At 46.6% G+C, this 12,190-nt stretch carries 14 protein-coding genes and 1 pseudogene; 2 read left to right on the forward strand and 13 right to left on the reverse strand.

The features are described 5' to 3' along the window. Positions 1 to 42: 42 nt before the first annotated feature. The 5 genes from DWY84_RS14340 to gpr all read right to left on the reverse strand — a co-directional run bounded on the left by DWY84_RS14340 (position 43) and on the right by gpr (position 4,897). Entirely contained in the window at positions 43 to 1,335 is a 1,293-nt protein-coding gene (locus tag DWY84_RS14340) for an AMP-binding protein (protein ID WP_178716629.1), read from the reverse strand. Between the two features lie 34 nt (positions 1,336 to 1,369). Then, positions 1,370 to 2,509, reverse strand: coding sequence for a thiolase family protein (locus DWY84_RS14345; RefSeq protein ID WP_118534035.1), 1,140 nt, complete (start codon positions 2,507 to 2,509; stop codon positions 1,370 to 1,372). Between the two features lie 23 nt (positions 2,510 to 2,532). After that, positions 2,533 to 3,084: a biotin transporter BioY gene (locus DWY84_RS14350; protein WP_243024872.1), complete on the reverse strand. Its 552-nt coding sequence runs from the start codon at positions 3,082 to 3,084 to the stop codon at positions 2,533 to 2,535. Then, positions 3,081 to 3,752 (reverse strand): hypothetical protein, encoded by a 672-nt coding sequence (locus DWY84_RS14355; protein WP_147354302.1) that lies wholly within the window; start codon positions 3,750 to 3,752, stop codon positions 3,081 to 3,083. Before DWY84_RS14355 ends, DWY84_RS14350 begins: the two co-directional genes overlap by 4 nt. A gap of 116 nt (positions 3,753 to 3,868) precedes the next feature. Then, entirely contained in the window at positions 3,869 to 4,897 is a 1,029-nt protein-coding gene (gene gpr, locus DWY84_RS14360) for a GPR endopeptidase (RefSeq protein WP_118534037.1), read from the reverse strand. Between the two features lie 264 nt (positions 4,898 to 5,161). Between gpr and rpsT the strand changes: the two genes are divergently transcribed. Then, on the forward strand, positions 5,162 to 5,425 hold the full coding sequence (gene rpsT / locus DWY84_RS14365) for a 30S ribosomal protein S20 (protein ID WP_118534038.1): 264 nt from the start codon (positions 5,162 to 5,164) through the stop codon (positions 5,423 to 5,425). Positions 5,426 to 5,574: 149 nt separating this feature from the next. Here rpsT and ychF read toward each other — a convergent pair whose 3' ends face one another. From ychF to DWY84_RS14385, 4 genes and pseudogenes are all read right to left on the reverse strand, one after another. After that, the gene (gene ychF, locus DWY84_RS14370; RefSeq protein WP_118534039.1) at positions 5,575 to 6,672 is read right to left on the reverse strand and encodes a redox-regulated ATPase YchF; all 1,098 of its coding nucleotides are present in this window, start codon (positions 6,670 to 6,672) and stop codon (positions 5,575 to 5,577) included. Positions 6,673 to 6,755: 83 nt separating this feature from the next. Then, positions 6,756 to 7,385, reverse strand: coding sequence for a site-specific integrase (locus DWY84_RS17835; RefSeq protein WP_243024873.1), 630 nt, complete (start codon positions 7,383 to 7,385; stop codon positions 6,756 to 6,758). A 60-nt stretch (positions 7,386 to 7,445) separates the two neighbouring features. Continuing rightward, a pseudogene (locus DWY84_RS18085) lies at positions 7,446 to 7,562 on the reverse strand (hypothetical protein); the annotation flags it as partial. Positions 7,563 to 8,048: 486 nt separating this feature from the next. Beyond that, positions 8,049 to 8,843 (reverse strand): MBL fold metallo-hydrolase, encoded by a 795-nt coding sequence (locus DWY84_RS14385; protein WP_118534040.1) that lies wholly within the window; start codon positions 8,841 to 8,843, stop codon positions 8,049 to 8,051. On the opposite strand from DWY84_RS14385, the gene DWY84_RS14390 reads away from it, so the two are divergent. After that, positions 8,844 to 9,431 (forward strand): LysR family transcriptional regulator substrate-binding protein, encoded by a 588-nt coding sequence (locus tag DWY84_RS14390; protein ID WP_118534041.1) that lies wholly within the window; start codon positions 8,844 to 8,846, stop codon positions 9,429 to 9,431. 39 nt (positions 9,432 to 9,470) lie between these two features. Here DWY84_RS14390 and DWY84_RS14395 read toward each other — a convergent pair whose 3' ends face one another. From DWY84_RS14395 to DWY84_RS14410, 4 genes are all read right to left on the reverse strand, one after another. Continuing rightward, positions 9,471 to 10,379 carry a radical SAM mobile pair protein B gene (locus DWY84_RS14395; RefSeq protein ID WP_118534042.1) on the reverse strand — a complete coding sequence of 303 codons (909 nt, stop codon included), beginning with the start codon at positions 10,377 to 10,379 and terminating at the stop codon, positions 9,471 to 9,473. Beyond that, positions 10,367 to 11,056: a radical SAM mobile pair protein A gene (locus DWY84_RS14400; protein WP_118534043.1), complete on the reverse strand. Its 690-nt coding sequence runs from the start codon at positions 11,054 to 11,056 to the stop codon at positions 10,367 to 10,369. The genes DWY84_RS14395 and DWY84_RS14400 overlap by 13 nt, the downstream gene beginning before the upstream one ends. Beyond that, positions 11,053 to 11,490 carry a radical SAM mobile pair system MarR family transcriptional regulator gene (locus DWY84_RS14405; RefSeq protein WP_118534044.1) on the reverse strand — a complete coding sequence of 146 codons (438 nt, stop codon included), beginning with the start codon at positions 11,488 to 11,490 and terminating at the stop codon, positions 11,053 to 11,055. Before DWY84_RS14405 ends, DWY84_RS14400 begins: the two co-directional genes overlap by 4 nt. Positions 11,491 to 11,774: 284 nt before the next feature. Continuing rightward, on the reverse strand, positions 11,775 to 11,993 hold the full coding sequence (locus DWY84_RS14410; RefSeq protein WP_118534045.1) for a helix-turn-helix transcriptional regulator: 219 nt from the start codon (positions 11,991 to 11,993) through the stop codon (positions 11,775 to 11,777). Between the last annotated feature and the right edge of the window lie 197 nt (positions 11,994 to 12,190).

Consider the following 12,190-nt stretch of genomic DNA (forward strand, 5'->3'; position numbering starts at 1 on the left):
CATAGAATCCGCGGCATTACAAGTTATCAATATGCTGTATTTTTATATCAGATCACGTTTCCGGACTTTTCCGCTCTCATTTTTCGGAAGCGCTTCCAGAAACAGGATTCCCTGCGGGATCTCACTGGCAGAAAGTACTTGAATCAGATGATTCCGGATCTTTCGTTTCATTTCCTGCTTCTGCAGCGGTCTTTCAGCTTCCGGTCCGGTTCCGGCTGTCGGCATATCCAACACCACCCAGGCCATCAGTGTATCATGGCCGCCCCGGGATGACGCTTTCACCGCAGCCTCCTTCACACCAGGCACGTCCAGCATGGCATTTTCCACCCTCACGGATGAAATCTTTCTTCCATTAATATTGCAGATATCATCTCTGCGGCCGTCAAAGTAAAGATTTCCCGCTTCATCCCAGTGACCATAATCCCCCACAAAGGTATCCGTGCCTGCCCCCACCACTCCGTATGGCGTTGTTACATGAATCCTGCCATCCTTCAGGCAGATGTCAACATCCGGGAACTTTCTGCCGATCAGGGTTTTATCTTCCCCCATATCCCGGCCATGAACATAGCTTACATAGTTCAGCTCACTTGCGCCGTAATACAGGATCAGATCCGCATGCGGGAAGATACGCTGAACTGCCAGTGCTTCCGCGCCGCCAAAGCTCTGGGAGCCGCTCAGGATCAGCCGGATATGCCTGTTTGTCTGTTTTTCCGGTTCCCGCTCCCGCTCATACACCTGCTTTAGTGCCCGCAGCTTTGCCGGGATCAGATAGATTCCATCTGCCCGGTATGCTTCCAGCTGCTGCTTCCAGAGTCTCGGATCAAACAGGTCGCAGGCAATCACTGCGGCCCCTGCTGAAAGCTGTGCCAGATACAGATTCAGATTCCCGGTAAATGCCAGGCTTCCCTGTGCAAACAGACGGCTTTCTCCGCTTATGCCAAAAATCCGGTTCTGGGTTTCAAAATATCCATACCAGCTCTCAAAGGTACGGAACAAAAGCTTCCCGCTCCCAGTGGTGCCAGATGTCATAACGGCCATGCAGGCTTCATCCGGAATTTTTATCTCAAAAAAAGCATCCGGCACCGTTGTGTCGTTTGGAACAATAAGCGGCACTGCCCCGGTTCCCTGACAGGCCAGAAATGCCACAAGCTGCTCCAGAATGGAGGATTCCCGGATCACAGCAAGCTGCTGTTTTCTATTTTCCAGATGGAGCTGCTTTTGTTTTTCCAATGCCAGGTCCGCCAGATTTCCATAGGTATAAACACGGTCAGAAAAGAGCAGGGCCTCCCGGTCCCGCTCCACTGACTGAATCATTTCCAGATAATTTGTCAACATTTTCTTTCCCTTCTTCCCAGACTGTCCCCTGGCTTTATATCCGCTCCACCAGAATTGCGCTTCCAATGCCTCCGGCCGCCGCCACGGAACAAATACCATACTGTCCGCTGCAGGATTCCAGGGATTTCAAAAGATGCAGGAGCAGCAGCGCTCCGGAAGCTCCATAAGGATGTCCATAGGCCAGCGCACCGCCAAACCGGTTATAGCGTTCTCTCGTTCCCGGGAAGGCCCGCTCAAACAGCACATCAATCACCGCAAAGGCTTCATTTACCTCAAAAGCATCGATCTGTCCGTATGTAAGCCCAGTCTTTTTCAACAGCTTTTCCACTGCCAGAACCGCGGTTTTCGGACTCATGAGCGGGTCACCGCCCACAGCAGTCCCGAAACGCAGCACCGCCGCCGGAGTCAGGTTATGACGTTTTCCATACTCCTCGGAACAAAGCGCCACAAAGGCCGCGCCGTCATGCATCAGACAGGCATTGGCTGCGTGGATCACACAGCCGCCCGGCAGAAGATGCGGAAGGCGGTCCATGAGCTTCTGGCTCATGGAGGCACGGATGCCTTCATCCTTCCGACTTCCCGCCACCGATACCTGAATGTCCGATAAAAGGCCCTTCTGCACGGTCCTTGCTGCCCGATGGTGGCTCTCCAGCACCCAGAAATCCTGTTCTTCTTTTGTCACGTGCTCCGATATTGCGGTGCGCTCTGCTCCTTCCAGCATGACCTGCTCGCCCTGCTGCCCCGGTATAAACTGCGCCACCGTCCACACCTTGTCCTTCTCGTAGTTCGGATGGTTCGGATTCCACATCCGGAGCGGCTGGGTGGATGAGCTTTCCATACCGCCTGCAAGCACCAGATCCGCCAGACCGCTCTCGATCTTTGCTGCTGCCTGGGTGACTGCCTCCAGGGCGGAACCACACTGCAGATCCAGGCTTACCGCCGGAATCTCCTGCTCAAGACCCGCGGTCAGCGCGGCCAGGCGGGTCATGTTTCCTCCCCCACCCACTGCATTTCCTCCGATGATAAAATCAATATCACACTCTGCAAGCTGGTATTTTTCAATGACAGCCCTGAGCACCTCCGCTCCCAGAACCTCTGCCGGCACATTCCGGTACATCCGGTCCTTCACACCGATAAAGCTTCGCATTCCTCCAAGGATCCAAACCTTTTCCATGCACATTCTCCCTGTTTACATACTTAAAACTGCGGCACAACACGGCGCAGGATCTTTGCAATACCGGCTGCCACAAAACACTTTACAACATCCAGCGGAATAAACGGAAGCACTGCCTGCACCATAATGGCCTGCCACGGCTGTTTTGTCACTGCCTTCATCTGAACTGCTCCAAACAGGTAGATGACCGGAATTCCCGCAAAGACCAGAAATGCAGTCTGTGCCTTTAAATTCTTTACCTTCCGGCAGAACAGGGAAGTAAGAATAGCCGCCGCTGCAAAGCCGTAACGATATCCGCCGGTCGGTCCCAGAAGTTTTCCGAGAGATCCGCCGATTCCCAGAACATTTAAGAGAATCCAGCTTGTCATGATAGCCACGATCTGGAGCGGCGCAAACAGCAGGCCGACCAGATTGACCACCAGAGTCTGAGCCGTGATGCTGGCGGTTGAAAATGGGAGCGGAATCTTTATGTATGTAGAAACGATCAGCATGGTCGTCATCAGCGCCATGGTGGTGATTCCAAATGTCGTCCAGATTGTTTCTTTCTTTGCCATTGTTCCGGCTGTTATGTTCATAATTGTTTTCCTCCTTCGTCCTTCCCCTGCAGCTTCATCTGCAGGATGCGTCCCCGGTCTGTGAAAAGCTCCACAGTCCGGCTTTGTTCTCCTGTTTTCTTTTCGACCAGCTCTGCCGGTTCCTGGCATCGGAGAGGCAGGTAAAACCGGACCGATGCCTCAATGCAGTCCCCATATCCTTCCAGGATGCGGTTCACCATGAGAAATCCGGGAACCACGGCTGCTTTGCCCTGGTGGATGGGGTTTTCATCTTCAGAAGCGTGCAGATACATGCTTATTTCCTCTGATGTTGGCAGGAATGCTTCGCCGGTTTTCTGAGGAAATTCTGCTTTCATGAGCTGCTGGTTCTCCGCTGCTGTCCGGCCGTCCCCCGGTTCTGTATCCAGCTTCTGCTTTCCGGCAGCCTCATCAGCTGCTTTCTCTGTCCCACTCTTCATTTTGGGAAACGCACGAACAAGCATCACACGAAGCTGGTCACCCGTTAGCGGATTTGTGATCTCCACCTCCGCAAGCCGCCGGTCCGAGCGCAGCACATCAAGATGACAGCTCTGCTGCAAAGGCCCAGGTGCTTCTGCAGGCTTTTCTTCTCCTCCAAAGGAAAAACGGCATTTCCCGATCATCCATCCCCGGTATCCGTGCAATTCAGAAAGTGTTTTTTCCAGCATCATAAGCCGCTCCTGTCTCATGGCCTCTGTCCCCTTCCTGTATGTTTCCTGTTAAAAACGATCACAGTATAGCAACCCGCAGTCAAATTGTCAACTTTAAATATTTTCATGGTTAACATTTACATCTCTTCTTTTTCAGGAAATACCGCTTCATGAATTGCTTCTGAGATGGTATAGCTTAAGGTTCGGATCCGCTCATCCATATCCGGCAGTGTTACATAAAGGCTTCCAAACTCCGGTGCCAGAAGTTCCCGGATCAAAAGATACTGCTCCTCCGGACCCAGACCCTCCATATAGGTTCCAAGTCCGCGTGTAGCCCGGTTCTTTTTCAATGTTCCGGTCATGGCATCTACCGTATCATAGACAATAGCCGCCGCCCCTACCACCGTTGGTACTCCGACTGCCAGCACCGGAATGCCAAGGCTTTCCTTTGTCAGGCTCTGCCTGTGGTTTCCAACACCGGATCCCGGACGAATCCCGGTATCGGTGAGCTGGATGGTAGTTCCAAGCCTTCGGATGCTTCGGGCCGCCAGGGCATCCACCACAATCAGAAAATCCGGCCTTGTCTCCTGTATGATTCCCTTCAGAATTTCTGCTGTCTCCATGCCGGTCTGAGCCATGACACCGGGCGCAATGCCACTCAAAACCGGGAAATTGTGCTTTTTGCAAAATTCATTTCCGTATTCTCCCTGCAGATGCCGGGTCATCTGCAGGTTGCTCAGCACCTTCGGTCCCAAAGCATCTGGCGTCACATCCTGGTTTCCCAGGCCTACTGCCAGAATGTTCCGTTCCGTCTCCCGTTTCCCGGTCATCTGCCGGATCAGGGTACGCAGATGTCCCGCCAGCTCTGCCGATACCTCTTCATGGTAACTTTTATCCTTTTTCGCCAGGGCATCCGCCTCCAGAGTCAGGTAAGTCCCCACTGGTTTCCCCATAGTTTCAGCACCATGCTCATCCAGAATTTTTACTTCCGTCATACGGATATCTGAATGGCACTCCCGCCATTTCCGCAGGGAAACACCGGAGATTTCCCCTCCATCTCCCGGGAACCGCTCCTGCTCCTCCACGGCAAGATCCGTGCGGACCTCGAAATCCGGATAATTCCCAGCTGCCTGTTTCTTCTGCTCTGTTTCTTTATTTCTTTTCATTCTGCACTACCTCTTTTCCATATCTGCATACGGCTCATTCTTTTCCGGGGTATGTCCTTTTCCCGCTTATTCTGTGCCTGCCGCATTCCACCTTGCCAACACGATTTTCCTTATTTTTTCGCAAAAAGAAGCAATTTATGTATTGACATTTTGTGCCGGATTAGTTAGAATGCAATAGTATGTTTACATTGAACTGTCCGTGTCCAGACTTTGATGCAAACCAAAGACTATAAATCATAATTTGTTTAATTGGAGGTGCCCAGATTGGCTAACATTAAATCTGCTAAAAAGAGAATCTTAGTAAACGAGACCAAGGCTGCAAGAAACAAAGCTATCCGTTCTAAAGTGAAAACTGCTTGCAAGAAGGTAGAGGCTGCTGTAACCGCTGCTGATAAGGCTGCTGCACAGACCGCTTTAGTTGCTGCTATTTCCGAGATCGATAAGGCTTGCACCAAGGGTGTATACCACAAGAATACCGCTTCCAGAAAGGTTTCCCGCCTCTCTAAAGCTGTAAACGCAATGGCTTAATCATAAGACTGGAATATTATAAATGATATAAAAAGCTTCGGTTCCTGGGTGTGTGGAGCCGGAGCTTTTTTGTATGATAGAAATGACAGTAAATTGTTTTCTGCCATAAATTAAGGGCGCGCCGCCGGCACGCCCTTTTTGTTTTACTCTTATACATTGAAACGGAACAGGATCACATCGCCATCTTTGACAACATAATCTTTTCCCTCCAGGCCCACCAGACCTTTCTCTTTTGCTTTTGCGTAAGTACCGCAGTCTAACAGATCCTGGTAATTTACGACCTCGGCACGAATAAAGCCGCGCTCAAAATCGGAATGGATCTTACCGGCTGCCTGCGGAGCCTTGGTGCCGACCTTGATGGTCCATGCACGGGTCTCGTCCTCACCGGAGGTCAGGTAGCTGATCAGGCCCAGGAGACGGTAGCTTGCCGCGATCAACTTGTCCAGACCGGACTCACTGAGACCAAGTGCGTCTAAGTACTCCTGCTTCTCATCATCATCCAGCTCTGCGATCTCCTGCTCGATCTGGGCGCAGATGACAAATACCTCACAGTTGTTCTCTGCAGCATATTTGCGGACTGCAGCAACATGCGGATTGGAATCACCATCATCAGCCAGATCATCCTCGCCTACGTTTGCAGCGAAAATAACCGGCTTGCAGGTTAACAGATTCAGGGAATTTACAAAAGTCATCACATCTTCATCGTCATTCTCGTAGGCGGAAGCCAGCTTGCCATCCTCCAGGATTGCCTTCAGTTCCTTTAAGACCTCAACCTCTTTTGCCAGAGACTTGTCGTTAAATGCAGACTTGGATGTCTTGGCAATCCGGCGCTCCAGAATCTCGATATCAGAGAAGATCAGCTCCAGGTTGATGGTTTCAATGTCACGGATCGGATCTACACTGCCCTCTACGTGGATTACGTTCGGGTCCTCGAAGCAGCGAACTACATGAACAATGGCATCTACCTCACGGATGTTAGCCAGAAACTGGTTGCCCAGACCTTCACCCTTGGAAGCGCCCTTTACCAGGCCTGCAATGTCTACGAACTCAATGACCGCCGGGGTTACCTTTTTGGAATGGTACAGATCCCCAAGCAGCTTCAGACGGTTATCCGGAACTGCAACCACACCCACATTCGGGTCAATAGTACAGAACGGATAGTTGGCAGACTCAGCGCCTGCCTTGGTCAGGGAGTTGAACAGGGTACTCTTGCCGACGTTCGGCAGACCCACGATACCTAATTTCATTTTTTCTATTTCCTCCTATAAATCCTTTGATTTCAAGGGATTTCAGCATACTTATTTTTGCAAGTAGGCCATTTCGTGGGCCATTACATTGCCATAAGTGCTTCTGCTACCAAGTCCATTTCTTTTTTCTTTTCTTCCTCGGTAGTATGAACATATAAGTTCATCGTAATTCCAATATTCGAATGGCCCAGTAACATCTGAAGTATTTTCGGTTTCATTCCTGCTTCAATACATCTGGTAGCAAACGTATGTCTCAAGATATGCATCGAAAATCTTGGAATTTTTGCTTTGTCACAGATTTTAAACAGCGCTGTGTCATATGTACTGTTCTTGACTGGTGTCCCTTTTCGGCACAGAAACACAAATTCTTCCCATTCTGTTGAAATTTCTGAAATCCTCTTATTCTTTTCTTTTTGTTTTTTCAGTATAGTAACCGCTTCTTCTGTTAAAGGTATCGTACGGTAACCTGATTTACTCTTTGGTTCTCCGATACGCCACTCCTTTACACTGTAACGATATTCCATACTTCTGCGAATCTGAATTGTTTTGGATATAAAATCGACATCTTCACATTTCACTCCTACCAATTCGCCTGTTCGCAATCCGGTTTGTAGTATAAAACGATACTGATTTTCATAGCTTTGACCTTCTGCATATTGTAAAAATGTTTTTTGTATGTCAATTGTAGATGTACGATATTCCTGATCTGCCATATTATAAAATATTTTCTGACAATGAAGTGGTTTCACGTCTGATAGTTGCATCTCCCCAATTACCGGTTTAATATTTTTAATATATCTCTCCGTATAATTACGAACAGTATTTGAACGGACTGTTTTCTTTTTTATCCCAATCCAATATTCAAACCATGATCGACCAACATATCTGATGGCATTGAAATATCACTATGTTCATCCACATAAGTCGCATCAGCAATCCATGCTCTGCACTCTTGCAGCTTTTTGAATCGTTTATGTTTTCTCTTTCCAAACCGATCTACAAATCTGGCTGAGTATAATCCCGTACTTTCCTGAGATATTCCCTTGCCAAGTTCTTTGCTTTTTAAATCTTTTCTTATATTTCAGCTCCTCTCATAAGAAGCCCTAATACAGCACCTTGTATTATACCATAGCATCTTATTTTTGTGAATATTCATTTTCATCTCCTGCACATGAATTCATACAATAATAGGCCCAAATGGGCACTTTTCCCATTTGAGCCTTCCTTGCTAATGAATCTATACACTTCAGCAATAACCTGATTTTTTCAAAATACTCTTTGTACGTTATAACTCTTCCATCTTTTTCGCAGAAAAAATGACACACACAAAAGAATATGCCGGAGAATGCAAAAGCATTAACACTAACTTCTGTCTTTTAGTAAACAACAGCTTCCCCGTCTTCCAACATATCATAGTTAGAAACACCGTACGCTGTTAATTGGCCACGCATCGTAAAGCGTGTAACTGATGCATGAGCAACATTATCCATATGTGTCAGATAAAGCTTCGCCTCTGGTGCTGCCAGCGAAACATTCCATACATCCTCAGCACCCATAATCAGACGGCCATTTTCCTTTGTTTCAGCAGCACAACAATTCAAGGCTATAACCTCTGGCTTAAACGTATTGATTGCCTTCTGTACTCCGTAATACCATACTGTATCACCAGCAAGATAAAACGTTTTCTCTGTCTCAGCAGAAAACATGACGCCCATAGCCTCACCACAATTCTTATAAGTACCATGTTGCGCCGGAATCCTGGTTATTTTTGCATTACCCACCTTCAATCCGGTCAGTGGAAGCACGGTAATTCTAGAAAATCCGGACTTTTCCAGTACAGCGGCATCTTCTTCATTTTGACAATAGATCTGGATTTTTTTATCCAGAGGAGCACCTACAGTACCATCGATAGGCGAAATATCAATATGATCCGGATGTAAATGTGTCACAATGACTGCGTCAACGTCTTCCATGATCTGTTCAACCGGAAACGGAAGATCATAGAATGGCATGGGCTGGTTTTCTTTCACCGGATCAGGAATATGATAAGGCATTCCTGGTATATCCACAAAAGACAGCGTGTGCTTTGGTGCCAGCCATGGATCGATCAAAAACGTTGTTCCTGCATATTCCAAACGATTAGTTGCATTGCGAATTTGTGTTAGTTTCATATGAGTATCTCCTCTTCTATTTTTGTTATACAGTTTCATCAGAAATATCCACAAATTATTTTAAACGTGGTCGATACCACTGACGATACCGCTCTTTCAGCATTATCTGCTCAGCAATGCAATTTTGCAATTGTGACTGGTCCATTTGAACAAACACAGTTTCAAGCTGATCCATTGTTTTACAGCAGATACAGTGTAATAATGAATCAGCAGCATCCATTGGCAAATAAAAGGTACATAACCTTTGCTGATCTCGACGGACAAACCATTGTCAGCAAAGGTCGTGCCTATTTATGCTTCAGAAATATGATTGACAAATATGTTCTCGGATTAAACCGCAAAATCCATATTCTTGTTGAAACTACGGATGAGTCTGTAATCCGCGATTTATTGATAAAAAACAACGCAATTTATCTCGGCTATGATTATATGAATACATTATGGTCGCATCCCGAGATTATAAGTCGACCTTTGGTTGATTCCGGTCATGAAGGCAACACAATCTATCTGCTCTCAAACTCCCAGCTACGCATGACTGAGGTTAACCGCTGCTTTCGTGAATTCCTACTGGCATGGATTGCTTCTTAGAGGAAAAGAATACAAATAGAGCGTATAGTTAATTTCTGCTTAACGATTTCTTTTTCCTGTATTTTCTGAACCTCGGATTTCCTCATGATAGAAATAATCCACGATCACCGGATGTCCCTGCTGGACTCTGCCATAAGGCATTTCATTATCCACAAAAGGACAATCATACTTCTTAGCCATTTCCTCAGCTTTTACTTCAAGTGCTTCAAAGTAGCTGCGGTTATGCTTGTTATAAATTTCATCGTAAAGCGATACAAGATCAGGATATTTTCCAGCGATATAATCCATAATTATCTTTTTGAAACCGCCTCGAAGATTGAGATTTTCGAGCCAGAACAGATCGCACTGATCCTTTACCCGCTCAAAGATTGCTTCAAAATCCGTGATACCGGGGAATACCGGGGATACGAAACAGACTGTACGGATGCCTGCTTCATATACCTGCTTCATAGCAGCAATACGACGCTCAATGCTCGAAGCCGAATCCATGTCGTTCTTGAAATTTTCATCCAGTGTGTTGATCGACCATGAAACGGTTACTCGTCCAAGCTCCTTCAGCAGATCAATATCTCGCACCACAAGATCAGACTTTGTGCAGATCAGAATGTCTGCGCCACTGCCGATTAACTGCTCCAGAAGTTTTCTGGTATTCCCGAATTGCTCCTCCTGTGGATTGTAGCCATCCGTCACAGAACCGATGACCACACGCTGTCCGGCATATTTCTTCGGATTCTTAAGTTTCGGCCAATGCTTTACATCAAGGAAAGTGCCCCATTCCTCCTTGTGTCCGGTAAAGCGCTTCATAAAAGAAGCATAGCAATACTTGCAGGCATGTGTACAGCCTACATAGGGATTGACCGAGTAACCACCTACAGGCAGACTGGACTTGGTCATGATGTTCTTTGTTTCCACCTCACTAATGAGGATTCCATTGATTACTTCTGCCATGCTCTCTGTACCTCCAACACTTTATTGAATTCTTCCGGCATTTCCTGAATCATATTTTCATCCCCTATGATAGGGACAAGGTCTTCTTTCATAAACACCGGGATGCCAAGTGCGTGTGCCTGGTCCGTCAGAGACCATGCCCACTCCGGCTTCGTATGAACCTTCCTGCTCTGAGCTCCGGTCATGGTGCCGACAACAATCCAGTTGATTCCAGAAAGGTCAACTGAACCGGGATCGTCGAATAACGGTTCAAAGGTAACATGGTAGTGTTTTGCCCTGACATTTTCCCGAAGCGCGTCAATACGCCACAGTTCTGTTTTTCTCGTCACCGTAACGCCAAACCATGCATTTCCCAGATCGGTATCAAACTCCAGCAGATCAGGTCGCTTGGTAAGGAACAGGAACTGATGCTGCGGATTTTCACGGATCTTTGCAAATACCTCGTCTCTCCATTCCGACTTCCAGCCGGAGAAATCGCTCATACCAGTAAGAAGAAAGTTCTGCGGACGTTTCTTTTGCATCATCTTGAGCTTACCCGGAAAGAATTCAGGGTCAGTGAAGTCATCAATCATATGCCAGCGTTTCGCATTGTTGCGGGCATAGCAATATGCACACCCCACTGTACAGCCGATGACGATATTCATATTTTGAATCTGATCTTTGATACAAATACTCATAACTTCTGCCACTCCTCAAGATTCTTTCTGATACGGTCGAGGCATTCCTCAAACTGGGTAATTTCTTCCTCTGAAAAACCTTTGTAGTAAATACTGCCCATCTCATCAGATACAGAATCGTACTCGTCCTTTAAGGCATGTGCTTTCTCAGTCAGAAACAGAAGTGTTTTCCTTTTGTCCGTTTCAGACTGAATGCGTCTTATCAGCCCTTGATTTTCCATTCTTTCCAGCATCGTAGTGAGAGAAGTTATCGCTAATCCACATTTGATTGAGAGTGACCTGATCGGAATTCCATCCTCCTGCCACAGCACATAAAGAATACGCCCCTGGGCTCCATTGAACGCATCAATATTCTTTTCACTGAGAATCTTCTCAAAAATACGGTCTCCAAGTTGTTTTATTTTGGTTACAAGAAATCCGCCATTCATTTCCACACAAAAGCTCCTATATAGTAGTTATTTGAAATAATACTATATAGGAGCTTTATTGTCAACATTCTATATGTCTAAATATCGATAAATCCCAGATTTCTATGTTGTTCAAATTCCAAATAAATCAGCATCAATAAAAATCAATCTTATTTCTGGCGACTGGCTTAGAATTTCTCCATTTCCTAAACTTCTTCGGGTGAGGATATGGATTATTTTCTAAATGATGATGAATCTGATTCCTTTCTGCAATATCAAAAAAAGAGAACACTTTCATGCTCTCTTTCTATCTATTCCTGCTCTTCATTTTCCTCTCTCTCATACTGCATGATATCTTCCACCCTACAGCCCAAAATCTCGCATAGCATCTCAATCGTATGCGTGGATACATACGCGTTTTTCTTTAGTCGGTTAATCTGTCCGGAGCTGACACCATAATTCTTGATCAGCCGGTACTGGGAAACACCACGCGTTTTCATGGTCTCCCAAAGCGGATCATAATTTATCATGTCCGTCCCCCCTGATTTCCAAATCCCGTAGCCGCCATATCTGCAGCCACAGTCTTATTTCATTAAATCAGTTTGTCCGACATCTGTATATTATCCATAATTGGACATGTATATGCATTTCTATGTAAAATTTCAATATTGAGACAGAACCCACTGCAGGTCCGAAGCCGGTAATCCCGGCATACCGCTGCGCAAAA

It is taken from the genome of Clostridium sp. AF27-2AA (assembly GCF_003478505.1).
In the GTDB taxonomy this organism is placed as follows: domain Bacteria; phylum Bacillota; class Clostridia; order Lachnospirales; family Lachnospiraceae; genus Brotaphodocola.

Bases quoted from the DNA above. Each gene is read 5' to 3' on its own strand.
- DWY84_RS17835 (WP_243024873.1), bottom strand. From the start codon at position 7,385: ATGGCAGATCAGGAATATCGTACATCTACAATTGACATACAAAAAACA.
- DWY84_RS14355 (WP_147354302.1), bottom strand. From the start codon at position 3,752: ATGATGCTGGAAAAAACACTTTCTGAATTGCACGGATACCGGGGATGG.
- gpr (WP_118534037.1), bottom strand. From the start codon at position 4,897: ATGAAAAGAAATAAAGAAACAGAGCAGAAGAAACAGGCAGCTGGGAAT.
- DWY84_RS14390 (WP_118534041.1), top strand. From the start codon at position 8,844: ATGAGTATCTCCTCTTCTATTTTTGTTATACAGTTTCATCAGAAATAT.
- ychF (WP_118534039.1), bottom strand. From the start codon at position 6,672: ATGAAATTAGGTATCGTGGGTCTGCCGAACGTCGGCAAGAGTACCCTG.
- DWY84_RS14400 (WP_118534043.1), bottom strand. From the start codon at position 11,056: ATGAGTATTTGTATCAAAGATCAGATTCAAAATATGAATATCGTCATC.
- DWY84_RS14350 (WP_243024872.1), bottom strand. From the start codon at position 3,084: ATGAACATAACAGCCGGAACAATGGCAAAGAAAGAAACAATCTGGACG.
- DWY84_RS14395 (WP_118534042.1), bottom strand. From the start codon at position 10,379: ATGGCAGAAGTAATCAATGGAATCCTCATTAGTGAGGTGGAAACAAAG.
- DWY84_RS14345 (WP_118534035.1), bottom strand. From the start codon at position 2,509: ATGGAAAAGGTTTGGATCCTTGGAGGAATGCGAAGCTTTATCGGTGTG.
- DWY84_RS14385 (WP_118534040.1), bottom strand. From the start codon at position 8,843: ATGAAACTAACACAAATTCGCAATGCAACTAATCGTTTGGAATATGCA.
- DWY84_RS14340 (WP_178716629.1), bottom strand. From the start codon at position 1,335: ATGTTGACAAATTATCTGGAAATGATTCAGTCAGTGGAGCGGGACCGG.
- DWY84_RS14410 (WP_118534045.1), bottom strand. From the start codon at position 11,993: ATGATAAATTATGATCCGCTTTGGGAGACCATGAAAACGCGTGGTGTT.